General features: G+C 56.3%; 22 protein-coding genes. 16 read left to right on the top strand and 6 right to left on the bottom strand.

All coding sequences use genetic code 11. From position 1 onward, the window contains the following. The first annotated feature begins 55 nt into the window (after positions 1-55). Genes VD17_RS16655 through VD17_RS16640 form a run of 4 tightly spaced genes read left to right on the top strand, consistent with a single transcriptional unit; the run spans position 56 to position 5,182 of the window. On the top strand, positions 56-1,198 hold the full coding sequence (locus tag VD17_RS16655; RefSeq protein WP_046054731.1) for a tyrosine-type recombinase/integrase: 1,143 nt from the start codon (positions 56-58) through the stop codon (positions 1,196-1,198). Continuing rightward, positions 1,198-2,877, top strand: coding sequence for a hypothetical protein (locus VD17_RS16650; RefSeq protein ID WP_046054730.1), 1,680 nt, complete (start codon positions 1,198-1,200; stop codon positions 2,875-2,877). Before VD17_RS16655 ends, VD17_RS16650 begins: the two co-directional genes overlap by 1 nt. Then, complete coding sequence (locus VD17_RS16645) at positions 2,874-4,757, top strand: tyrosine-type recombinase/integrase (RefSeq protein ID WP_046054729.1); 1,884 nt, start codon at positions 2,874-2,876, stop codon at positions 4,755-4,757. Before VD17_RS16650 ends, VD17_RS16645 begins: the two co-directional genes overlap by 4 nt. Further along, positions 4,754-5,182, top strand: coding sequence for a hypothetical protein (locus VD17_RS16640; protein ID WP_046054728.1), 429 nt, complete (start codon positions 4,754-4,756; stop codon positions 5,180-5,182). Before VD17_RS16645 ends, VD17_RS16640 begins: the two co-directional genes overlap by 4 nt. Before the next feature lie 426 nt (positions 5,183-5,608). On the opposite strand, the gene VD17_RS16635 is transcribed toward VD17_RS16640, so the two are convergent. Beyond that, positions 5,609-6,427: an abortive infection family protein gene (locus tag VD17_RS16635; protein WP_046054727.1), complete on the bottom strand. Its 819-nt coding sequence runs from the start codon at positions 6,425-6,427 to the stop codon at positions 5,609-5,611. A 657-nt stretch (positions 6,428-7,084) separates the two neighbouring features. On the opposite strand from VD17_RS16635, the gene VD17_RS16625 reads away from it, so the two are divergent. From VD17_RS16625 to VD17_RS16610, 4 genes are read left to right on the top strand one after another with little or no spacing between them, the layout of a single operon-like run. Then, positions 7,085-7,384, top strand: coding sequence for a metal-sensing transcriptional repressor (locus tag VD17_RS16625; RefSeq protein WP_046054725.1), 300 nt, complete (start codon positions 7,085-7,087; stop codon positions 7,382-7,384). A 7-nt stretch (positions 7,385-7,391) separates the two neighbouring features. Next, a complete protein-coding gene (locus VD17_RS16620; RefSeq protein WP_046054724.1) occupies positions 7,392-8,540 on the top strand; it encodes a nickel/cobalt efflux protein RcnA in 1,149 nt (382 codons plus the stop codon). Further along, a complete protein-coding gene (locus VD17_RS16615) occupies positions 8,541-8,978 on the top strand; it encodes a YqaA family protein (RefSeq protein ID WP_046054723.1) in 438 nt (145 codons plus the stop codon). Next, entirely contained in the window at positions 8,975-9,718 is a 744-nt protein-coding gene (locus VD17_RS16610; RefSeq protein WP_046054722.1) for a TraX family protein, read from the top strand. The genes VD17_RS16615 and VD17_RS16610 overlap by 4 nt, the downstream gene beginning before the upstream one ends. A 393-nt stretch (positions 9,719-10,111) precedes the next feature. Here VD17_RS16610 and copD read toward each other — a convergent pair whose 3' ends face one another. From copD to VD17_RS16590, 4 genes are all read right to left on the bottom strand, one after another. Beyond that, a complete protein-coding gene (copD, locus tag VD17_RS16605; RefSeq protein ID WP_046054721.1) occupies positions 10,112-11,062 on the bottom strand; it encodes a copper homeostasis membrane protein CopD in 951 nt (316 codons plus the stop codon). A 3-nt stretch (positions 11,063-11,065) separates the two neighbouring features. Then, entirely contained in the window at positions 11,066-11,449 is a 384-nt protein-coding gene (gene copC, locus VD17_RS16600; protein ID WP_046054720.1) for a copper homeostasis periplasmic binding protein CopC, read from the bottom strand. A 359-nt stretch (positions 11,450-11,808) separates the two neighbouring features. Next, on the bottom strand, positions 11,809-13,197 hold the full coding sequence (locus tag VD17_RS16595) for a heavy metal sensor histidine kinase (protein WP_046054719.1): 1,389 nt from the start codon (positions 13,195-13,197) through the stop codon (positions 11,809-11,811). Next, entirely contained in the window at positions 13,194-13,883 is a 690-nt protein-coding gene (locus tag VD17_RS16590; protein ID WP_046054718.1) for a heavy metal response regulator transcription factor, read from the bottom strand. Before VD17_RS16590 ends, VD17_RS16595 begins: the two co-directional genes overlap by 4 nt. Positions 13,884-14,092: 209 nt before the next feature. On the opposite strand from VD17_RS16590, the gene VD17_RS16585 reads away from it, so the two are divergent. The 7 genes from VD17_RS16585 (at position 14,093) to VD17_RS32955 (ending at position 19,658) form a co-directional block, all read left to right on the top strand. Further along, entirely contained in the window at positions 14,093-14,452 is a 360-nt protein-coding gene (locus VD17_RS16585; RefSeq protein ID WP_046054717.1) for a co-regulatory protein PtrA N-terminal domain-containing protein, read from the top strand. Between the two features lie 170 nt (positions 14,453-14,622). Further along, a complete protein-coding gene (locus VD17_RS16580) occupies positions 14,623-15,159 on the top strand; it encodes a cupredoxin domain-containing protein (protein WP_046054716.1) in 537 nt (178 codons plus the stop codon). Between the two features lie 97 nt (positions 15,160-15,256). Further along, on the top strand, positions 15,257-15,511 hold the full coding sequence (locus VD17_RS16575) for a DUF2933 domain-containing protein (protein ID WP_185753165.1): 255 nt from the start codon (positions 15,257-15,259) through the stop codon (positions 15,509-15,511). Positions 15,512-15,513: 2 nt separating this feature from the next. Beyond that, positions 15,514-17,850, top strand: coding sequence for a heavy metal translocating P-type ATPase (locus VD17_RS16570; protein ID WP_046054714.1), 2,337 nt, complete (start codon positions 15,514-15,516; stop codon positions 17,848-17,850). 156 nt (positions 17,851-18,006) lie between these two features. Next, complete coding sequence (locus tag VD17_RS16565) at positions 18,007-19,050, top strand: YVTN family beta-propeller repeat protein (protein WP_046054713.1); 1,044 nt, start codon at positions 18,007-18,009, stop codon at positions 19,048-19,050. Positions 19,051-19,233: 183 nt separating this feature from the next. After that, positions 19,234-19,416, top strand: a complete 183-nt coding sequence (locus tag VD17_RS16560) for an ATP-binding protein (RefSeq protein ID WP_046054712.1) — start codon at positions 19,234-19,236, stop codon at positions 19,414-19,416. Beyond that, positions 19,413-19,658, top strand: a complete 246-nt coding sequence (locus VD17_RS32955) for an ATP-binding protein (RefSeq protein WP_028624357.1) — start codon at positions 19,413-19,415, stop codon at positions 19,656-19,658. The genes VD17_RS16560 and VD17_RS32955 overlap by 4 nt, the downstream gene beginning before the upstream one ends. On the opposite strand, the gene VD17_RS16550 is transcribed toward VD17_RS32955, so the two are convergent. Continuing rightward, the gene (locus tag VD17_RS16550) at positions 19,655-20,917 is read right to left on the bottom strand and encodes a hypothetical protein (RefSeq protein ID WP_046054711.1); all 1,263 of its coding nucleotides are present in this window, start codon (positions 20,915-20,917) and stop codon (positions 19,655-19,657) included. The two genes, VD17_RS32955 and VD17_RS16550, sit on opposite strands and share 4 nt — an antisense overlap. Positions 20,918-21,298: 381 nt before the next feature. On the opposite strand from VD17_RS16550, the gene VD17_RS16545 reads away from it, so the two are divergent. Then, positions 21,299-22,411, top strand: coding sequence for a hypothetical protein (locus tag VD17_RS16545; protein ID WP_221174435.1), 1,113 nt, complete (start codon positions 21,299-21,301; stop codon positions 22,409-22,411). The last annotated feature ends 293 nt before the right edge of the window (positions 22,412-22,704 follow it).

Raw genomic sequence — 22,704 nt, 5'->3', positions numbered from 1 at the left:
TAACTGGTCAGAGCGGACAAAGTGATTAGTTCTGATTAATTACAGAGGACGGCATATGGAGCTTGTGTGGGCGACTGAGGATTTTGTGATCGGTGGGCAACCTTATCCAGGGTTTCCCATTCTGCTATGGGACTCGATGGAGAGTTGCGTTCCGGCCAATCAGTTCTTTCGACACTACCTGCTTCGCGGGGTCATCGGCTCGAAGCGTTCCTGGCCCAGTACCGGACGCGCACTGTACGATTTCTTCAGCTTCCTGGAGGCTCATGAGATTGACTGGCGCGACGTGGATCGTGGCGAGGCCAAGAGCCTTGTGGCGGCCTATCGGGACTACTGCTTGGTGGCGTGCAAGCTGGCACTCAATACCACTCGTCAGCGCCTGATTTACGTCTGCAAGTTCTACGAGTACGCGCTGAAGGAGGGTTGGGTGAAACGCCTGCCCTACGCCTTTGAAGAACGCACCGTAAGACGCGAAACAGGCTTTCTCGCTCATCTCGATGCGAGTGGCAGCAAGGCAATGGCAAACGATGTTATGCCGCGTAGCCACAAAACCCTGCCAAAGTTCCTGAACATGGCTGAGATCAATTCACTTCTTGCCGCAGCGGAGAATCCCCACCACAGGATGATGATGCGTCTGGCGCTGCATACAGGTCTGCGCCGAGAGGAAGTAGCTGCCTTCCCGCTGGCCTATGTTTTCGATCCGACTGGACGAACTGAACGCAACTTCCGCATTCGGCTCAATCCGTTCGATGGCAGCGGCATGGTGACCAAGGGCAGCAAGCCGCGAGATATTTACGTCAGCCGAAAATTCATGGCCGAACTCTATCGCTATGTGACGAAGGTGCGCGGCGAACGCGCCACGCTGAGCAAGACCCCGCAAAAGGCGCTGTTACTCAACCAGTCCGGGGAACCCTATGGCGACGGCGGCAAGAGTCTCAACCGGATCATTAACGAGACCGGCAAGCGGGCTGAAATCAAGGTCCATACGCACATGCTTCGGCATACCTATGCCACCCATACCCTGGTCAGCCTACAGCGCAACCCTGCGAATGGGCTGGACCCCCTTGTGCTCGTTCAGCGGCAACTCGGCCACAGTTCGATTCAGACAACCATGGTGTACCTGCACCTGGTCAACGAACTGGCCGACGAGGCAGTGCTTGCATATGAAGATGAATTGAACGCACTGGCGGGTGCGGCTTGATGGGCAAGCGCAAGGTATTTGCCAAGACCGATCTCAGCGTTCCGCAAGTCGAGCACAGCCGCGACATGGCAGGCAATGTGGTCCTTCTGCCCGAGGCCATTCCTCCGACCAGCACCACAGTCCAATTCGGGCGGAACTCCACCAGCAGATGTAGCTTCGACTTTGCCCGCTGGTACGGCGCAGGCATCGACTCCATCACCTACGCTTGCCAGCGCCAGATTGAACGCTTCCTCGCCGGCCAGGACGGCGTCGTCGCAGTAACCACCTTGGCCGCCTACGGCCAGAATGGCCTGCGCCATTTCCTCGACTACTGCGTGCTGCGGGCAACGGCTTTTGGCCGTAACTTGGCCTTGGCCGATGTGAATCGGGACTTGATCGACGGCTATCTCGGCCATCTTGCCGGGCTGGGCGTGGTGACTATAACTCAGAAGACCAGCTATACGCAGACCAAGTCCGTGCTAGTCGCCTTAGGGCGACGCGGGCTAATCCCCGTTGTCACATCCGGCGATGCGGCCACCTTCCCACGCAATCCCTTCCCAAACAGCAACAGCAAAGCCAAGGGCGAGACGGCGCTGTCCAAACCCGAGCGGCAAGCGTTCACCCTGGCGCTGCGGCATGCCATTAAGCCGATCTGGGCCAATAACACGCCTGTGACCGGCGAATTGCTAACTTACGCCCTGCTGGTCGTGGCGCTGCACACCGGACGCAACACCACGCCACTTCTGGAAATGAGCCGAGACTGCCTGCGCCCGCACCCCAAGGACGACACCGTATTCCTGGTGTTGTGGAAACGGCGCGGCTACAACACCAGCAAGGTGGCGCTGCGCGCCGAATCGGATGCCGAGCGTCTCCTGGAGTCCACGCCGAGCGTGAGAACCAACGTGGAGCGCCTGATCCGCCGCGTGATGGCCTTGACCGCCCCTCTGGATGCGGAGGCCCCGGACGACCTCAAGGGCCGAGTGTGGCTGTATCGCAGTCGGGGCGGCAAGGGTATCGGTCAAGTCACGGCGTTGAGCGATGCAATGTTGGCGTGGGCGATAAATCGCCTAGTAACCGATCATGGTCTGATCGACAGCGACGGAAAGCCACTGCGCATCAACATCTCGCGCCTGCGCAAGACCTTCGCCAACCGCATCTTCGAGCTGACTAATGGCGATTTGGCGACCACCGCCGTAGCTCTCGGCAATACCCCGCGGGTGGCCGACCAAAGCTACCTGGCGCCCGACGAGGATGCCCGTCGCAACTGGCAGTTCATGGGCGAGGTAATGGTGCAGGAGTTGCTAACCCAGACCATTGGAGCGACTTATAAGGACACCCCCATGGGCCGTTGCGCCGACCCGGTGAACGGCCAGTACGCCCCGAAGCGCGAGGGAGCGACCTGCATGAGCTTCATGAACTGCTTGCGCTGCCAGCACTACGCAGTGACCGCTGAGGATCTGTACAAGCTGTTCAGCTTCTACTTCCGCGTCCTTACCGAGCGCTCGCGCATGGACAAGCGGCGCTGGGCACGGGAGTACGCCCACATCCCCCGCTTGATCAATCACTACATCATCGCCGAGGGGCTGCTGCGCGGCACCTTCAAGGCCGCAGCGGTGGAGGCTGCCCGTGAGCTCGCCCGCGCCCAACCGCACCCTTTCTGGTCGGTTGATCTGATCGACAGCCTAGAGGTCTTTACATGAACGACAACGCCCTGACGGCGCTACACTGGCCCCCCCTCGCCACCCAGCCGGGCGATGTGCGTCAGCTCCCCGAATCCGAACGCGACGCCCTGATCATCAGCGCTACACAGGTCGATGGGCAGTGGGTCATCCTCAGCCGATACGGCGACGACACTTGGGAACTCGACGGCTTCACCACCAACGTACGGGCCTGCCAGAAACGGCTGGACTTCGGCATCTTGCCGCCGGCGTTTCGGGCGGTGATGAAGGCGCTGCTGTATCGCTACCTACGGCGTGGACGTTTCGGAGCGGGTGGGCCTAAAGGCGGCACAGTGCAGCAATGTTTCACTGATGCAAAGCCCTTCCTGCGTCACCTGGAAGCGCTGAAGCTTGACCACCTGGGAGCAGTGACACCGATGATCTGCGCGACTTATGTGGCCGCCTGCAAGGCCCATCGCCAGCCCAGCCGATCCAAGGGCAAGCCACTATCGCAGCGTGGGCTGCAATGCCGTTTCATCGCCGTCGAAGCGCTCCACGAACTGAGCCAATACACCGATGACCCTATGCCACAGCATCCTTGGCCCGAGACTTCTGCGCTTGAGATGGCCGGGATGATTGGAAGGATCCGAGGCGTTAAGACGCCGCTGATCCCTGATGATGTCTTCTGCGTCCTGTTCGATCGAGCCCACCAGCAAGTTGAATGCGGCCAGCAATTGCTTGACCTGCGCGATGCATTGAATGCCCTCGCCGGGCAGTGTAAGGGTCAGAGTGGCAGAACTATTAATTATGCCATGAACCGCCACCTGAACTCCGTTGGTTGGGAGGACGGCCTGAACGCCTTCAATAAAGCATTGCTCGATCTGCGCACGGCCTGCTACATAGTCCTGGCCAGCACCTCAGGCTGTCGCAACCACGAGCTGGCAAACGTGCAGTCAGGCGCGCACCACCGCACCCAAGACGATGAGGGCACCGTCTACCATTGGATGCGCTCACGGTCGGAAAAGACCGATGTTGGTCTCCATAACTGGATGATCCCCGAGGCAGCCGTGCGTACCCTGCGCCTGATGGAGCGCTGGTGCGCGCCATATCAGGAAATGATCTCTTCTAAGATAGTGCAACTGCGCCGCGCCAACTTAAATGATCCTCAGATCGCGGAGGCGCAGAAGCACCGCCATGCACTCTTTCTCTGCGAATCTTCAAAAGGTAATGGAGCACGCACGCTTTCCAACTCTAATTGGAACCCAAACCTCAAGGCATTTGCGAAAGACTGCGGTCTGAGTTGGAACCTCACCAGCCACCAGTTCCGCCGTAAGTTTGCCAACTACGCCGCGCACAGCCGCTTCGGTGACCTTCGCTACCTCAAGGAGCATTTCGCGCACTGCTCGCTGGACATGACTCTAGGCTACGCCATGGACGAGAGTTGGGGACAGCATCTGGACCTTGATCTGTACGCCGATATTCAGGGTGAGTTGGAAGATATAAAACTCGGCGTCGTCGATAACTGGCTGGGTGACGAACCCTTGGCCGGGGGCTACGGCCGCGCGCTCAAGCAATGGCAGCGGGAGCCGCAGAACCTGCTGATCTTCAAGGATCACGCCTCGATGCTGAAGTCCATTGCCGAGAGCACCGCAATTCGCAGCAACGGCCATGCCTGGTGCACGGCGGACAATGACGGTTGCGTCGGCAATACCCTTGAGCGTACCCGCTGCGGCAACTGCAACCATGCCGTGATCGGACGCGGCCACGCGGCCATCTACCAGCGACTCTACGATGATCTGAAAGGGCTTCTGCATTGCCCGGACATTGGCGAGGGCGGCCGCCAGCGCGTTGAGCGCGACCTAAATCGCTGCCGTGACGTACTGGTACAGTTGGGAATGGACCCGGAGATTTTAATCTCATGAAATCCAAGGACAAAGCGACCAATTATAAGCCTGCTGAGGATCGCGAGAAGGATCTGAAGCTCGCCCTTCTCCGCATCCAGAAGGGTCGTACCCACACAGGCGAATCCAAGGTTACCATCGCGGCAGTCGCCCGCGAGGCGGGCGTATCGACGGCGTTGATTCACAACTACTACCCACGAATTGCCGAGGCTATCCGAGAGGCTCAAGGTCGCTCCAGTCGCGCCATGCGTGATGTGAAACAACAAGACTTGATTGCGGAACGCAAGAAGTCCGCAGCCCACCGTCAGGAGATCGAGGAGTTGCGGGGCAAGGTCGCCAATCTCGCATCCATCAACGAAGTGCTAACGGACGAGAACCGTGTACTCAAGGCTAAGCTGAGCGACCGCAAGGTGGTCGACCTGCCTTCAAGGAAGTTGCATGAATAGGTCGATTTCGCGTAGTGCGCAATCGCACTCTTTTGCGTCGAGGGAAAGGTCCAGTACAGAAATATCCTTATAAACCGAGGCGTGTATTGCTCCGTGTAAACCACTTTTATTCCTTGTTAACCACAGTGGTTTACAGTGCAAAAATTAGGGTTACAGAATTATGGTCTGCCCCGGCTTCGTAGGTTTCCGGCCTTTAATCGACACCTGGAAACCATCCCTGCGTCGACCCAAACCGAGTCCTTCCTACGGACTCGGCCCCACTTTCAAGGCGGGCTTGGGGGTTCCTGAGCGGGAAATTACTCGACCTCTGTGATGAACAATGAACGGTTCTGGTCAATGTTTGCTTGAAGTTTTTGGTCCTGAGCCGCCTTGATCCAACGTACGGCCATTTTTCCTTGAATAAATTGGGTTCGTCAAAGGCTGATACTAAAAGGGTATGGTTTCGTCCCACGGAGGGAGGTCATTCTTTTGCGCCAGGCTGTTGGCCTTGATACCTGCCTCAAGTGACTTGATGAACCTGATGGACGACGCCACGTGGTTGAAAATCAGCAAGCTTTCGTCGTAATTCAGGATCGGGTTGTCATGCGCGAGACTCTTGTTGTTCCGCACATCGTTGAAGGCTTCCAGAACCGAGATGCTGGACTTCAGGATGCGGTCTGTCATTGCCGACTCAAGGTGGCCGCGTTCGCGAAGGGCTTTCACATACTCGCCAAAGACTCTATGTAGAGGCTTTTCTCTGCTTATGCTGATGCCATGCTGCTCACAAGTAACCCGAATAAATTTGTTAACGAAGGTATGCAGGCGGTCGAGTCCTCCCTCGGGCTGGTTTTTCTCTATGGCTTCACGCACATGCTCAGCAACGACTTCAAAGTCACGGTCATCAGCAATGGCAGTTAGTGCATCCAGATCCGCAACCGACTGATCGCTGAGTAATCGCATTGCGATCTTTCGGCAGTCGTCTGTCAATTGCGGACTGCTGTCACCGAGGCGATCTATCTGCACACCATAGGTAATGAGTCCATCAAGAACCTTCCCTACCGTGGGGTTGGGTGCAATATCCCAAAAAGCCCGCATCCTCTTGGCCTTGGAGTCGCTTCCACTTCGATACTGAACTGCATCAATACCAATACGGTAATCGATAAAGAAATCTGCGTAGGTACGATCCGAGAAGTCTAGGACATAGCCGCTTCCCATCCCCAGTAGCTTTTCGAGCTTTCGCCGCTCGAACGCGCTAATTACGGCCATTCTTCTTTTTCCTATGCGTCTAGAGTGGGGTAGGAACCCCGATCAAATGCCTCATGTCACGCTCGAACTTACCGTAATCATAGGTCCACTCCAGTGCGTCTAGAACATCCATGGCCAGCGACCTATAAGGGGGCGCCATTTCAAAACGACCAGGGTTCTGTTCGTTAAGCTTCTGAAATGTCTCTACCCATGTGCTGCAACCAGAAATCACCTTGCCGTTATCGTTCCGCAGTGGCATTAGGCGCGTTTCTTCATAGTGCATCGACTGATTGCGGCCATGCCAAATCAGGTCCCTAACGCATGTAGATGAAATACTTGCCCCTGTAGGAGCGTGGTCAGGGGTCAGGGGTCAAGGCTGAGTGATAGTGATCAGAGCAACTCGCGCACGACATCTCGGCCTGCTCTTCATGGGGGTAATAGGCGTCTTGCGCAATCTCCCAGGCAGGCGGTTTCGTCGTTACCGACAACGTATAGGTATGCCCGGCCCAGGCCACAAACATGGCGAGAGCAAGTGCGAATACCACTGTCGTTGTCAGGGATCTGCTGAGCATAGTGTCCGAGGGTCTAACTCGTTTGTTGTGGCCGCGATACGCTTGATCCTATCCCCCTAGGGGGGATAGGATCAAGCGTAATTCATTGAGGCCTGAGGCTCAAGTCATGAGTGAGCAAGAACACGAACATAGCCATCCCAACACCCACCAAAGTCATGAGGCGATCATCAAGCGCCTCAAGCGGGCGGACGGTCATTTACGCGGCGTCATCACCATGATCGAAGAGGGTCGTGAGTGCGTTGACATTGCTCAGCAGTTGCATGCCGTGGAGAAGGCAGTGTGTCAGGCCAAACGAACGCTCATCCAGGATCACATTGATCACTGTTTGGAGGACACCGTCTCCACCCTGAACAACGGCGAGCGTGCTCCGCTAGAAGCTTTCAAACAAATCACCAAGTACCTCTAGGCCTGACATGCCCAACTTCGCTGAACTCTTGCAACAGGGTGGTTCGCACGCCTGGCTGTACTTCCCGAGCGCCATTCTGCTCGGTGCTCTGCATGGCCTGGAACCGGGCCATTCAAAAACCATGATGGCGGCCTTCATCGTGGCTATCCGAGGCTCGGTCAAACAGGCCGTTTTGTTGGGTTTGGCCGCGACGCTGTCGCACACCGCTGTGGTATGGTTGGTCGCCATCGGCGGCATGTACCTAGGCAAAGGTCTGGACGCTCAAACCACGGAGCCTTACTTCCAACTCGCGTCCTCCGCACTGATTATTGTGATTGCGCTCTGGATGCTGTGGCGCACCTGGCGCGGCGAGCAGATGTTCAAGTTCGAGCAAGGTGATGATCACCATCACGGCGAGCATAAACATGGCCATCATGATGAAACCCACCGAATCGATACCGGCCATGGCCGTGTCGAACTGTCGATCTTCGAACAAGGCATGCCACCGCATTGGCGCCTGAAGACATTGACCGGACACGCCTGGGCTGCCTCAGATGTTCGCCTGATGACTACTCGTCCAGACGGCACCACTCAATCGTTCTCTTTCGTCGAGCGCGAAGGCTTCTTGGCGTCGGCAGTCGATATCCCGGAACCGCATGAGTTCAGTGCTCGCTTGAGTCTGGGCCATGCGGGGTACTCCCATGATTACGACCTGGAGTACCAGGAGCATGATCACGGGCACGCACATTCGGAGCTGGAAGGTTTGGAATTGTCGATTGACGGCTATCAGGATGCGCATGAGCGTGCCCATGCCAACGATATCCGCAAGCGCTTTACCAACCGTGAAGTCACCACAGGCCAGATCATCATGTTCGGCTTGACGGGAGGGCTCATTCCTTGCCCAGCGGCCATCACCGTTCTGCTGCTCTGCCTTCAGGTCAAAGAAGTAGCCTTGGGTGGCGTGCTCGTCCTGTGCTTCAGCATTGGTCTGGCGCTCACACTGGTAACCGTCGGTGCAGCAGCCGCTATTGGCGCCAAGCAGGCCTCCAATCGCTGGCCGTGGCTGGGCACCGTGGCTCGTCGTGCACCGTACCTTTCCAGCGTGTTGATCATCGGTGTTGGCCTGTACGTCGGCTTCCATGGTTGGATCGGTCTGAGCGCACAAGGCGGCGTTTGAGTGTTTGAACTCACCAACTATTTGGGTCTGTTCCTGGCGGCATTCGGTGCCGCCACGTTGTTGCCAATGCAGTCTGAAACCGTGTTGGTCGGGATGTTGCTCTCCGAGCAGTACGTCGCTTCTACGCTCTTGGCGGTCGCCACATTCGGCAACGTGCTTGGCTCTGCACTGAACTGGGTGCTGGGCCGTTCCGTTGAACGATTCCGCCACAAGCGATGGTTCCCCGTGAGCGAGAGCAAGCTCGAAAAAGCTCAGCAGTCCTATCTGCGCTATGGGCGCTGGTCATTACTGCTGAGTTGGGTGCCGATCATTGGTGATCCGCTGACGGTCGTCGCTGGAGTCATGCGCGAGCCATTCTGGAGTTTCCTGCTGATTGTCACCCTGGCCAAGGGCGTGCGTTATCTCGTGCTGACCGCAGTCACACTGGGGTGGACATGACGACGGCTCGTACAGCCCAGCATTCCTCACTCAAGAAGCGAAGCAGCAGCCTGGATCTGATCAAGTGGGTGGCGATGCTGACCATGGTCATCGACCACTTGCGTTTGGTGTGGCCGGAAATGAGCAATCTGTTCATTCTAGGAAGGCTCTCGTTCCCTCTTTTCTGTGTCGCTATTGCAGCCAATGTGGCGCGCTCCAAACCGGGCGAATTGCTGACTGCCGCGAATGGGCGCTACCTCGCTTTTATGCTGTTATTCGCCGCCATTTCAGAAGTGCCTCATCGCTACATCAGCACCTCGGGAACATTCAACGTATTGGTTACCTTGGCGTTGGGATTGGTGATTGCTTGGGGATGGCAGTATCGCACCTTGTTGAGCGGTGCTATGGCGTTAATTGCTGCCGCAGTTGCCTACGTGCTGGATGATCCATTGATGTATGGCTTCTATGGTGCACTCGTTCCAGCGGCTGTCTTGTTGGCGATCAAGAGGCCCAGTCTGCTTTGGTTGCTGCCAGCGGTTCTATGCCTGTTGAGCAACACTCGCAGCAGCATTGTCACCCGGGCCTTGGATTTGGAAATCTATTCGTTGATGGCTTTAAGCACCGCTTTTGCTGCGCCCTTGATCGGGCTTTGGCTTTTGCGCCAGACGCTCACCTTACGTGTCTGGCCGGTGCGGCAATGGGGCTACTGGTTTTATCCGGCCCACCTTGCTGCTTTGCAAGCTTTTCGGTTACTGATCTGAGTGGGCTTATTAAATCTTGGGAGCCTGATGCCTTCAACTAATTGGAGGCAAAGATTGCTCGTCGAGATGAGAGCTCCATGCTGCATAGGCGTCCGAATGTCGCTTCACAGCCGCAGATCATTTTTCACCGGAAAGCTCGCGAGCTGATACCAGCATCATCATTTGATTTGTAGCAGCATTGTTCGTTTAGCGCCCAAGTAGAGTTATTGTAATTCATGGGGGCTGAGGTGAGAAGCAAACACCACCCCAGAGGAGCTGCTCCTTTACAACAAAGGATTTACGCCGCCGCGACTGGTGCCAGGTTGCCATAGATTGAAAATCTGATGCGGGAGAGGCGCCATTTCGCATTTGGGACGTAGGCGCTTCAGATAGCTGTAGACATCATGTGGATTATTAACTCTGCACCGTGCTCATCTCCATCTCCATCTCTGGGCTCAAGGTTCCTAGCCAAGCGACTAGGCACACTATGATTATTGCTACCGAGAACTCTATGGCCATACTGCGCCGCAAAACATTAACGACGCCAGTGTATTCTCCGCTCTGGATCGATCGTTCTAAAAGTGGGCTCAAGTGAAAACGGTTCAGCGTAGCTAATACAACCATCGCTGCAAATAGTAAAATTTTCAAACAAAGTAGCACGCCATAAGTAGTAAACGTTATCCCATCCAATGTTGGGCCTACAATGAAAAGATAATTTACTATGCCCGTAATACCTAGACTCACTACGATCAATGCACCAGCTGATTCAAACTCGGTAAGAACTCGGGAGAGAATTCGTACCTCTTGTTCGCCATTTAGAATCTTCGTGCGCAGCAGTAAAGCGAATGCGGCCAGAGCCCCCATCCAGCCACCGGCTGCCAAAAGGTGAAATATATCGCTAGTGAAATGTATATAACGACGATTGCCTTCGTCCATCGCGCCATGCCCTGTCCACGCTAGGGTAGCGAGAGCAGTAGCACCGAGGACTGTAACCGCCCACAGACTCAGGGTGGGGAAGCGTTTGTTAAGTGTGACGGCAATACCTGCCAGCACAAGGGCTGCTATTCGGACCATCCAAGTGAGCCCGACGTCGGTACCAGTGATAACCATCTCAAAAATGTGGCGATGAAGCTCAGTGAGTTCTGAGACGCCGCTCATTGCTTTCGCAAGTAACAGCATAGAGGCAAGGGACAGAAGCACACCAATAGCTACTGTGCTGAAAAGGAGCGACTCAAAGTTCAAGACAGTGCCGGATACCCGCTCTTTTCCCCTGAGGCTATACAAACCAAAAATTGCTAATCCGAACAGCAGCATCAGGTCTAAATAAAGGGCGAGGCGAAGGGCGATGTTGATTGAGTCGCTCATGGATCATTTCACTTTAAAAGAGAAGTTGCCTGTGATGGGATGTGTGTCGGAAGAGACCGCCCGCCATTCGACCTTATAAGTACCCGTGGTTAACGGAGCGGCAGGCGTGATAACCATCATTTTCGGATCGTCGCCGCCTGCGACACCAGCCTTAACGCCCATTGGAGAGTTCGGCATGCCAGGCATGTCGGTCATGATCAGTTTTGCCCCTGAGAACTGTGTCGTGAGGTTCTCGGAGAAGTGCAGCTCAATTTTCGAAGGTGCTGCGGAAGTCGAGCCCTCCGAAGGGGTGGAAGAAACCAGCTTTGGATGCGCTTGAGCGACTGCGCTCAGCAGCAAACCAGCGGTAAGCGCAACAGCTACGGTGGTAGTTTTAAAGAATGACATGCAAGACTCCTCACAGCTTGAGCTGTTGGTTCGAGGTTTGGGTGGGGGAGATCTAGTTTTTACTTCTCAATTCCGGTTAAAACCACAGTCGAATACTAAACGTATGCTTCGTACTGAACCCAGCAAGCAGATCAGGATGACCGCGTTATAGAGCTAAGACACGATGCCACATGACTGTCGACTGTTCGATTACATTTCAGTAAGCTTTGCGCGTGCTCTCTGGTCCAGAATTGAGGGTTGTCATCGTGGCTTTTACTTTCACGATGTACGTTACCTTGGCTTTCTCTCTGAAACCTGTTGGTCAATCCTCCTAGGAGCAACGGACGCTACCTTTGGTCCGATGCAGCGTTTGAACGAGGTTAGGCACGTTTCAATCCGGCACTAGGAAGCTCCATATGGAAGGCTGTTTTTCGATTGGATGAGGTACACCAGATCTTGCCTTCATGGGCTTCTACGATCGATCGCGTAATTGAGAGCCCCAGCCCAGCGTTGCTGGGGCTCCCTTCGCGCCGTGCCGGATCCACGCGATAAAATCGATCGAAAAGCTTTTCAAGGTGTTCGGACGCAATGGTTTCTCCCGGGTTTTCCACAACCACCAATGTCGACATCCCTTTTTGTTGGATATCGACATTGATGGTCTTTCCCTCCGGGGTGTACCGCAGCGCATTAGAAAGCAGATTCGAGATAGCTCTGTGCAACATCAACACGTCGCCCCAGACACTTCCTTTTCCTGAAACCGTAAGGATGATACCGCGCTCATCGGCCAGCAGCCGGTAGTACTCGAGCAGCTTCTCCACGACCGCCAATAGGTCTATCGGCTTGTTCTCATGGGTGATCAGACCGTTGTCGGATTTAGCCAGAAAGAGCATGTCATCGATCATCCGCGACATACGCTTCAAGTCATCCAGATTCGAATACAGATTGTCTTCGTAATCCTCGATATCCCTTTTTCTAGAGAGCACCACTTCGGTATGGGTCATCAGATTACTGACCGGTGTGCGCAGTTCGTGAGCAATGTCCGCTGAAAAATTCGACAGTCGTACAAAAGCATCATCCAGACGTGACAACATCGCGTTGAACGACGACACCATCTGCTGAAGCTCTTTTGGAACAGACGCTAATGGGATGCGTTCTTTAAGTGATTTGGCCGACATCGAGGCCGCGACCCTGGTGACCTGGCGAATAGGGCGCATACCGCTGCGTGCAACCATCCACCCCAGCCCCGCACTGACGAACGCGCTGATCACCAGCCCTATCCAGAACCACCGCTGAAGCGTCGCGAAGAAAAACATGTGCTGAGTAACATCTAAGATCAAGATCACGGTCAGCGGCTTGTCCTGACCGGTCACCATCGCTTGTGCCGTCAAACCACGGAACTTCTGCTCTTGGTCCTGCCATTCCCAGACATTGTTGTTTGTCGTCGTGCGGAACTCCTCCGGAACATTGATTGGCCCTGGATCAGCGAAAAGCAGCCTCCCGTCATTGTCTAGGATGAGGGCTGTCAGATCACGGTGAGCCCCGAGCAACGCCTGTAACTCGGGCCTTAACTGGCTGAATTGATCGATACTGTTCAGCTCTCCCAAGATTCTCTGGGTCGAATGGAGCTTTTCGTTTAGAGCTTGTTGATCCAAAATTTTGAAGTGATGTCGGCTGAGGTGGTTAAAGCTTACTCCGGCGACGGTGAGCACAACTGTTACCGCAAGCATGAACATCAGGCTCATGCGTGTAGTCAGGGATAGGCGATTCATTTCGATTCCGAATCCGGTGCATCAAGCATATAGCCCATACCACGTGAGGTGTGGATCAGCTTGACCTCAAAGTCGTCATCAATCTTCGCCCTGAGTCTGCGCACCGCAACCTCGATTACGTTGGTATCGCTGTTGAAATTCATGTCCCAAACTTGCGAGGCGATGAGCGACTTCGGCAGCACTTCGCCCCGGCGACGGAGCAGCAGCTCCAGTAACGCAAACTCCTTGGCCGTCAGGTCTATGCGTTTCCCTCCCCGAATGGCCCTGCGTTTGAGCAGGTCAACCTCTAGATCGGCCAGTTTCATATTGGTTGGCGAGGGCGCGCCATTACCGCGACGGAGCAGCGTCCTGACTCGAGCCAGCAACTCAGAAAATGCGAACGGTTTGATTAGGTAATCATCCGCTCCGAGCTCAAGCCCCTTAACGCGATCTTCAACACGGTCTCGCGCAGTCAGAAATAACACCGGTACGTCTTTTCCTGCCGAACGCACCTTCTGAAGCACTTCCCACCCATCCAGGCCAGGCATCATGACGTCCAGAATCAGTAGGTCATACGCTTCGCTCAAGGCGTGTTGCAGGGCCTCAGTACCATTGGTGAAACGATCAACGTTGAAGCCAGCCTCAGTAAGGCCCTGTTGCAAGTAGATACCTATTTTCGGTTCGTCTTCAGCAACCAGAAGTCTCATGGGAGTGGCTCTAAAAGTGATGAGGGGGCTGAGTTTGCAACGAATTAGCCCATCCAACCAGAAACTGACAGAAATGTAATTCTGGCTTCAGGTAGATGTCAGCAAGCGTTGTCTAGGGTTTCCACATGAACACCTTCAAGTGCTCATCCGACTCTCCAGCACGAAAATTTTAAAGGAATCCGACAATATTTCCACTAAGGAGCAGCCCCATGAACTACCTCAAAACTTTGTTTTTTGTGAGCTCAATATTCGTCTCGGCCTCGGCCTCGGCATGGGCTGAGGGCGGCGGAGACCGAGTGATGGAGCGCATGGAAAGCATGCGTAATAAAGCGGAAACCGTTCTGATTCAAGCCGAAAAAGCCCCTGCGGGCCAACGCCATGTGCACATGGCAGAGCACATGAAAATGCTTGGCGAGATTATGAAGGAGCTCCATAACGATCATCCCGACGCATCAATGACAACTCAACAGCATCTCGCCTGGATGGAAATGCACGACAAAATCGTCGATGACGTTTTGAACCAAATGCAACGCGAACACAAATTAATGCTTTCAGAAAACCATCAGTAAATACCCTGCTTTTAAGGCTTTCCGTAATTAATCCCGGTTACAAACGGCGTCGTTTCGACGCCGTCGATTGATTTCGAAAACTGACAGAAATGTAGTGTTCAGATCAGCCAACTGAAAACTTAGTTTCTTTAGCATAGCCCGTGTTTTTCTCGCTCATCCTTGAGGTCACTATGAAAGCTAAATTTGTTACCCCCGTTATCGCGGCAATGGCTCTATTCTTCGGTGCTACAGCCATGGCCAGTTCGGGTCATGGCAAAGATGACATTGGTCAACCTGGAACCGCTGCCGAGGTTACCCGCACTGTTGAGGTGAAAATGGGCGACATTTTCTTCGGCCCTAAAAACATCAATGTCAAACCCGGAGAGACGGTTCGATTCGTCCTGCGCAACGAAGGCTCGCTGCTGCATGAATTCAATATTGGTAACGCAGCTGCACATGCTGCTCACCAAAAAGAGATGGCAGCCATGATGCAGAACGGCACGCTGCCCCCCAGTGGGCACGGGCCAGCGATGGCCGACATGGAACATGGCAGCGGGGGCATGAAAATGGTCGGGATGGAGCACAACGACCCGAACAGCATTCTGATCGAACCAGGTGCAACCAAAGAGCTTATCTGGACCTTTTCCAAGAGCACTGGATTGGAGTATGCCTGCAATATGCCGGGCCACTACCAGTCCGGAATGGTTGGTCAGTTTGACGTGAAATAAACGTGGCTTGATCTATATCACTGTCTCAAAGCGAACGTTGACTACTCTCAGTCGCATAGGCCACCGCAATTCTTGCGAGGACAGTGGGGACTACATCATGACTAACCATCCGCATTCGATTGAAAACGCTCCTTCGCCTTTCTGGAGGCGCAAAACGGGTGTCGTACTGATCATGCTGGTTGCGATCGGGGGTTTCTACGTGGTCCGAGAACACTTCAGCCATGCCTCGCCTTATTTACCCTATCTGATCTTGTTGATTTGTCCCTTGATGCATTTTTTTGGGCATGGCCATCAGGGTCATGGTCGACATGGTGACCAGGCAGAAACCAACAAGGATGAGAAAGGAAACTAGCCATGCCCAACGCCACGAGCCACCACGACCATAATCACTCCCAACCTGTAAGTCCCCACGATGGTGATCTACATGATCCGGTGTGCAGCATGACCGTCACGGAGCAGTCTGTTCACAAGTTAACGCACGAGGGCCGGCCTTATTACTTCTGCAGCGCCAAGTGTCAGGGCAAGTTTGCGGCGAATCCGCTGCAATACCTCACGCTTGCACCACCGGCGGAGACCGCGCCAGCGGCCGCCGGCACCATCTACACCTGCCCGATGCACCCCGAGATACGTCAGGACCATCCGGGCAACTGCCCCAAATGCGGCATGTCCCTGGAGCCCTTGCTGCCGGAACTCGACGACGATGAGAACCCCGAATTGCGCGATTTTCAGCGCCGCTTCTGGTGGACCTTGCCGCTGACAGGCATGGTCTTTGTTCTCGCCATGTTCGGCCACCGTTTCCAGTGGATGGACATGACCGTGCAGAGCTGGGTCGAACTGGTGCTGTCGATCCCCATCGTCCTGTGGGCCGGATGGCCGTTCTTTACGCGCGGGTGGCAGTCCGTGGTGAACCTCAGTCCGAACATGTGGACCTTGATTGGTCTGGGCACCGGTGCGGCTTTCGTCTATAGCGTGGTCGCGACGGTTACGCCACAGGTGTTCCCGGCCTCGTTCATCTCCATGGGCCGCGTCGCCGTGTACTTTGAAGCGGCCGCCGTGATCATCTCGCTCACGCTGCTGGGCCAGGTGCTCGAACTCAAGGCCCGGTCGCAGACCTCGGCGGCCATCAAGTCGCTGCTGGGCCTGGCGCCCAAGACCGCCCGCCGCATCCGGGAGGACGGCACCGAAGAGGATATCCCGCTGAACCATGTACATGTGGGCGACTTGCTGCGCGTTCGCCCTGGCGAGAAGGTGCCAGTGGACGGCGTGGTGATTGAAGGCGGCAGCTCGATCGATGAATCCATGCTCACGGGCGAGCCGATACCGGTCACCAAGCGCGTGGGCGACAAGGTGATCGGCGCCACGCTCAACACCAGCGGCGCACTGGTGATGCGCTCTGAACATGTAGGCGCGACCACAATGCTGGCCCAGATCGTGCAGATGGTGGCGCAGGCACAGCGTTCCCGGGCGCCGATGCAGCGCATGGCCGACGTCGTCGCGGGCTACTTTGTCGTCACCGTTATGGGGATCGCGCTGCTGGCCTTCCTTGGCTGGGGCCTGTTGGGTCCCGAGCCGCGCTGGGTGTTCGGCCTGATCAACGCGGTGTCGGTGTTGATCATTGCCTGCCCCTGCGCGCTGGGCCTGGCCACGCCGATGTCCATCATGGTCGCCACCGGTCGCGGCGCAACGCACGGCGTGCTGTTCCGCGATGCTGCAGCGATCGAAAACATGCGCAAAATCGACACCCTCATCATCGACAAGACCGGCACCCTGACCGAGGGCCGTCCGACGTTCGAGCGCGCCGTGCCTGCGCCCGGCTTTGATGCCGACGAGGTGCTGCGCCTGGCCGCCAGCCTGGACCAGGGCAGCGAGCACCCGCTGGCAGAAACCATCGTGCGCGCCGCCCGCGAGCGCGGCATGCTGCTCGACAAGCCAGAGAATTTCGAGTCCGGCTCGGGCATCGGCGTGCATGGGCAGGTGGCAGGGCGTCAACTGGCGCTGGGCAACACCACGCTGATGGAGCAGATCGGCGTCTCGGTCGCTGGCTTGGTGCCGCAGGCCGAGGCCTTGCGCGCAGAAGGCGCCAGCGTGATGCACCTGGCAGTCGATGGCCAACTGATGGGCCTGCTGGCCGTGTCCGACCCGATCAAAGCCAGCACGCCGGAAGCCTTGGCGACGCTCAAGGCTTCGGGGCTGCGCATCGTGATGGCGACCGGCGACGGCCTGACCACGGCCAAGGCTGTTGCAGCCCGCCTGGGCATCGACGAGGTGCATGGCGAGGTGAAGCCGGCCGACAAGCTGCTGCTCGTGGAAAGGTTGCAAAAGGAAGGCCGCGTGGTGGCCATGGCGGGCGACGGCATCAACGATGCGCCGGCGCTGGCCAAGGCCGATGTCGGCGTGGCCATGGGCACCGGGACCGACGTGGCGATGAACAGCGCCCAGATCACGCTGGTCAAGGGCGATCTACGCGGGATTGCGATTGCGCGCGCATTGTCGGAAGCCACGGTGGGCAACATGAAGCAAAACCTGATGTTTGCCTTTTTGTACAACGCGCTGGGCATTCCGATTGCGGCCGGCGTGCTGTATCCGCTGACCGGCTGGCTGCTGTCGCCGCTGATTGCCGCGCTGGCCATGAGCTTGAGTTCGGTGTCGGTGATCGGCAACGCTTTGCGGCTGCGAAACAGACGCGTATGACTCCGCTGTTTTGGTGGTATCGACGGCGGCGGCTGTCACGGCCAAGGAGGTGAATCACAAGATTAGCGGCGGCGTGGTCGGTAATGGCATCCAAGACGGGCCGCCGCAGGCTGAGGCCTGACGATAGAAGTTTTATTTTCTCAATAAGGATTAATCATGATGACAAGTAAAGGTAAGTGGATTTTAACGGCAATACAGGTCGGGCTGCTGGCCTGGTCCGGCGCTACATGGGCCGCTGACAAGGTGTATGTGGCCAATGAGGGCGCTGACACGGTCAGCGTGCTCGATGCCGCGTCGTTCAAGACACTGGCAAGCGTGCGCGTCGGCAAGACACCGCACAACGTGCAGGTATCGCCTGACGGAAAGGTCGTATGGGTGACCAATAACGGCGAGCCTGATCAGGCGGCTGGCTCTGTGCATAAGGAAATGGCCAAAGGTGAACACAGCGCGATGGCGACGGTAGGAGCCGTTTGGGCCATTGATACCAGTAGTGACGCGGTAATCGCCAAGGTGCCGGTCGGCACGCACCCGGCCCATGTGGTGGTGTCGCCAGATGGCCGCCTTGCCTACGTCACCAACGGCGGCGACGACACGGTGAGTGTGATTGACACATCGGCGCAGCGTGTTGTCGCCACGATTCCGGTCGGCAAGTTTCCCCACGGTCTTCGCATCAGTCCGGACGGCAAGCAGGCCTACGTCGCCAACCTCAAGGGCGGCACCGTGTCGGTCATTGATACCATCAGCCAAAAGGAGATCGCGCAGGTGCAGGTAGGCAAGGGTCCGGCTCAAGTCGGCTTCACGCCGGACGGTCGTCTTGTCTTGGTGTCGCTGTCGGAAGAAAACGCCGTCGCCGTGATCGACCCGGACACGCGCCAGGTGATTCGCAAGGTTGCCGTCGGAACGGTGCCTATCCAGCTGTACGTCACGCCGGATTCGCGCACGCTGCTGGTGGCCAACCAGGGCACGCCCAAGAAGCCTGGCAAAATCGTCAGCCTGATCGACCTGGAGAGTTTCAATGTCGCCAAGACAGTCGTGACTGGCGCCGGTGCTCATGGCGTGGTCGTCGACCGTGACGGACGGTATGCATACATTACCAACACCTACGCCAACTCGGTCTCCGTGCTCGACGTGAAGGAGCGCAAGGTTGTGAAGACCGTTCCTGTAGGCAAGGGCCCCAACGGCATCAGCGTGACGCCTTGACGGTTTGACGGTTTGACCGTCGCGTGCAGCCGCAGGGAGCGTGACCCAAGCCCTGGAAAAAATCCGCGAAGCCCGCAACGCCGCCTGCGAGCAGGCGTTTAGCCTGCTGTTTCAGAATCCCGTTATGTTCGACACATAGCGATCACTCACGAAGCGAATCGGGTAACTGACTATTTGTCTCTGATGGCTGAAAACAAGGGCATCGTTTTGGAAGTGACCGGAGATGCAAAAATCTTGGGAGACCGTTTGCTGGTGCAGCGTGCAATCACCAATCTGGTGTATAACGCTGTCCGTCATGCCGCTTCCAATTCAACGGTCACCTTATCCATCGCTGCAGAAGGCCCAAGCGTTACCTTGGCGGTGTGACCAACGTGGGTGAGGGAATCCCCCAGCCCATCTGGCGCGGGTCTCTGATCGCTTTTACCGCGTTTTCCGGCCGTGCGCGCTCCGGTGGCGGTACCGGGCTCGGCCTGGCCATTGTGCGTTCCATCATGTTGTCGCATGGCGGACAAGTCCGGGTGCGCAGCCAAAAGGATGGCGAAACGCCTTTCACATTGGTATTTCCGGCTTTTGAAGCAGTCCGCCAAGCCTCGACCAGGAAAAGTTAGAGCAGTTGGGAAATCTCCATCAACGGTTTGATACTGGAACCGAATCGCCCAATCGTTTCCCTATGCTCTTTAAGTTGGCTGTAGGGAAGATACCGGATACCCAGCTCGGATACCCGCGAGAAAGCGGGTCTCTTGAGTTGCTGCGCAACCTCATCGCGGCGATTGTCGGGTGCGACCAGAAACAAGGTGCTGGCGGCGCCGACCTGTGTACCCAGGGCAAGGTCTAGCATGCGTACGATCCCCGAGTAAATGGACGTGGAGTGCTCGACTTCAAACGCCGCTGCAACCTGTGCGCTGCCCCGTTCGAGCCAGACGACGTCAATCAGTCGAACCGAATCCAGGCCTTGCCCATTGCCACCCGGCCATTGCTGCAGGCAGCCGTCCCCCAGAAAACCGTCTGCGTATTCGCGTCCGCGATCATTCGATGCAATCCAGACATCGAAGCCCAGCGACATGCCCATGTCTCGCAACCAGCCTTGGATCTGGGTATGGGTGGCATCACTCTCCCGAGCCAGCAACCATTGCTTTTGCGCGGCGGCCGACTCTTCACGGACGCGTTGAAGATCGCGCTCCCACAGGGCAATCACGCCAGGGTCCTCCAGACGCGGGGGCGCAGCGTAACGGCCGCTGCCGACATCAAACATCAAGCCGGCGATAGCACCCAAATCATTGGACAGCTTGTGGCGGTGTTGTTCGTTCAGGCGAATCAGTCCCTCGCGCATGGAGAGGTAATGGTCCCATCGGCCCAACTTCACGTTGCTTCCCGTGACAGCATTGAAACCGTTGACGATAGCCGTATTGAAGGGACAAACCAGAGTCGGATGAATAAAATAGAGCAGATTGGCGACGGCTGGTCCCAGGCCCTTGATCTTGAGCGCATCGATCTTTTGGATCGCTTCAATCACGGCCTCCGCGGTGTCGCAGCAGTCGCAGGCATTCAGCAGCCTCGCAAAAGCGCGTTGATTGATCTCATGCTCATAAATATCCGGGATGCGCAGTTTGGGTTTCCACAAGAAAGCATGGTCAGCGCCTTTGAATATTTGCCGTTGCTCAGCAACCGACCCCACGACCGTCTGCAAGGACGAGCCTCGATAAGCATTTCCGAAAGTTCCCGCATCGATATCGCGTACCACCTGGCCAATACCCCGCCGGATCGAGCGAAAGTTCTTCAGGCGTTCCTCCCAGAGAAACCAGGTGTTGTACGTGCCGTGGGGATCTGCCTTCCAGTAGTCAATCAGTAGGGCAACGGTGTTATGCATTGGATTTCCGTCCGTTTCAGTTCGCTTGACTGTATCGGACTTTGTCGTATTCAGCGACAAGGCCATCAGCGGGCCGCACCGGGGATTTTAATTTTTCGGGCTGCGCGATTACTATGGGGTCTGTATCAACGCACGGGATCGAATTTTCACGTTCAACGCAGCCTTACCTGGGTCGGTACATGGTTATGAATACCAGCTTGCCGCCGCAAGACCTTTGCGCATCAAGCGGCGCTGTTGAGTTATTGAACCAGGAGTGCTTCTGTCTCAGCCTTGACCAGAATGCATTGGCTCATGCGCTGGACTCGGAGCTGGGTTCGACAGCGCTGCCCCTACCTGTTTGCCTCCCGGCCTGTATTCGTGGCGGCGCAGCAGATACAGCGCATGGCGGAAGTCGTAAGGGCTGTTGAGTCTGTGGTGGTCATGCCCGCATACCGCGAGCTTGTCCTGGCGGGGGCGCCAACCGTCGCGCAGCTGACCTTGACGGGTCCGCTTGGCGTTTTCTTTGGCTATGACTTCCACCTCAACGACGGCCCCCTCGGACTCATCGAGATCAACACCAACGCTGGTGGCGCGATGCTCAATGCCGTGATGGCCCGGGCACACCGGGCTTGCTGTGCTGAATTGGGGGCGATGGCACCCACGCTGGCCCAGATTGAATTCTTCGAAAAATCCATGGTGGAGATGTTCCGTCACGAGTGGCTGCTTGCCGGACGTAGTGGGCCGCTAAAAACCATTGCCATCGTCGACTCATCACCTCAGGATCAATATTTGTACCCTGAGTTTCTGCTCTTCCAACAATTATTCGAACGACACGGCATACGTGCAGTCATTGCCGATCCGGCCACTCTGGACTGGCGTGAAAGCGCCTTATGGCACGACGAACTGGTCATTGATCTGGTGTACAACCGGCTGACAGACTTCTACCTGGTGCAACCCACCAGTGCGGCTTTGTGCGAGGCATATCTCCATCAAGGCGTTGTGTTGACGCCGCATCCTCAATCCCATGCCCTTTATGCCGACAAACGCCGGCTAGCCCTCTTCAGCGACGCGGCGCAGTTAGAGTCTCTCGGTGTGCCACAAGCCATCCAAGAAGTGTTGTTGGAGCACGTTCCCCACACAGAAGTGGTTATGGCCAGCGATCAGCAGCGTCTATGGACGGCGCGCCGCAGTCTTTTCTTCAAACCAGCTGCAGGATTTGGCAGCCGAGCTGCTTACCGGGGCGACAAGCTCACCCGAGGAGTCTGGCAGGATATCCTGGCGGGCGACTATGTGGCGCAGGCGATTGTCAAACCAAGCGATAGATCAACCGGGGAGGTCAACTTGCCCATACCCATGAAGTTCGACCTCCGCGTGTACGCTTATGACGCCAAGGTGCAATGGGTGAGCGCCCGCATGTATCAGGGCCAAACCACCAACTTTCGCACCTCCGGCGGTGGCTTTGCGCCCGTCTACACAACCCCCGAAACATCTGGGTCGACCAAGTCAGCGTTGTAGCGATTGGTGGCGGTCGAGGTAGAGCAACCGGTTACTTTCTCATCTTGTCTGCCGGATGTCCGTGCTTTGCCAAAAACTGGTCAAATTGCGCGCTTTCCTTTTTCTGAGCCGCAATGATGCTTTGGGCTACACCCTATACTCAACCCGAACACGACAAGCGAAGTGCTTTATGGAGCGAATAGAGAAAACGGAAATTTTCGTACGCTAAGCGCTCTGTCTGTCAGGTGGTCGTAGAGGTGGACGCCATAGCGTCAGAAAATGCAGGAATAGACCCTACTCTGACGGGGGCGAGT

Origin of the sequence: Pseudomonas fluorescens, from assembly GCF_000968015.1 — a bacterium.
Taxonomy (GTDB): domain Bacteria; phylum Pseudomonadota; class Gammaproteobacteria; order Pseudomonadales; family Pseudomonadaceae; genus Aquipseudomonas; species Aquipseudomonas fluorescens_W.
This window is presented reverse-complemented; position numbering and strand designations above follow the sequence as displayed.

Bases quoted from the DNA above. Each gene is read 5' to 3' on its own strand.
- VD17_RS16545 (WP_221174435.1), top strand. From the start codon at position 21,299: ATGGCGGAAGTCGTAAGGGCTGTTGAGTCTGTGGTGGTCATGCCCGCA.
- VD17_RS16640 (WP_046054728.1), top strand. From the start codon at position 4,754: ATGAAATCCAAGGACAAAGCGACCAATTATAAGCCTGCTGAGGATCGC.
- copC (WP_046054720.1), bottom strand. From the start codon at position 11,449: ATGTCATTCTTTAAAACTACCACCGTAGCTGTTGCGCTTACCGCTGGT.
- copD (WP_046054721.1), bottom strand. From the start codon at position 11,062: ATGAGCGACTCAATCAACATCGCCCTTCGCCTCGCCCTTTATTTAGAC.
- VD17_RS16560 (WP_046054712.1), top strand. From the start codon at position 19,234: ATGGCTGAAAACAAGGGCATCGTTTTGGAAGTGACCGGAGATGCAAAA.
- VD17_RS16575 (WP_185753165.1), top strand. From the start codon at position 15,257: ATGACTAACCATCCGCATTCGATTGAAAACGCTCCTTCGCCTTTCTGG.
- VD17_RS16595 (WP_046054719.1), bottom strand. From the start codon at position 13,197: ATGAATCGCCTATCCCTGACTACACGCATGAGCCTGATGTTCATGCTT.
- VD17_RS16550 (WP_046054711.1), bottom strand. From the start codon at position 20,917: ATGCATAACACCGTTGCCCTACTGATTGACTACTGGAAGGCAGATCCC.
- VD17_RS16645 (WP_046054729.1), top strand. From the start codon at position 2,874: ATGAACGACAACGCCCTGACGGCGCTACACTGGCCCCCCCTCGCCACC.
- VD17_RS16650 (WP_046054730.1), top strand. From the start codon at position 1,198: ATGGGCAAGCGCAAGGTATTTGCCAAGACCGATCTCAGCGTTCCGCAA.
- VD17_RS16620 (WP_046054724.1), top strand. From the start codon at position 7,392: ATGCCCAACTTCGCTGAACTCTTGCAACAGGGTGGTTCGCACGCCTGG.
- VD17_RS16610 (WP_046054722.1), top strand. From the start codon at position 8,975: ATGACGACGGCTCGTACAGCCCAGCATTCCTCACTCAAGAAGCGAAGC.
- VD17_RS16565 (WP_046054713.1), top strand. From the start codon at position 18,007: ATGATGACAAGTAAAGGTAAGTGGATTTTAACGGCAATACAGGTCGGG.
- VD17_RS16590 (WP_046054718.1), bottom strand. From the start codon at position 13,883: ATGAGACTTCTGGTTGCTGAAGACGAACCGAAAATAGGTATCTACTTG.
- VD17_RS16655 (WP_046054731.1), top strand. From the start codon at position 56: ATGGAGCTTGTGTGGGCGACTGAGGATTTTGTGATCGGTGGGCAACCT.
- VD17_RS16625 (WP_046054725.1), top strand. From the start codon at position 7,085: ATGAGTGAGCAAGAACACGAACATAGCCATCCCAACACCCACCAAAGT.
- VD17_RS16635 (WP_046054727.1), bottom strand. From the start codon at position 6,427: ATGGCCGTAATTAGCGCGTTCGAGCGGCGAAAGCTCGAAAAGCTACTG.
- VD17_RS16580 (WP_046054716.1), top strand. From the start codon at position 14,623: ATGAAAGCTAAATTTGTTACCCCCGTTATCGCGGCAATGGCTCTATTC.
- VD17_RS16570 (WP_046054714.1), top strand. From the start codon at position 15,514: ATGCCCAACGCCACGAGCCACCACGACCATAATCACTCCCAACCTGTA.
- VD17_RS16585 (WP_046054717.1), top strand. From the start codon at position 14,093: ATGAACTACCTCAAAACTTTGTTTTTTGTGAGCTCAATATTCGTCTCG.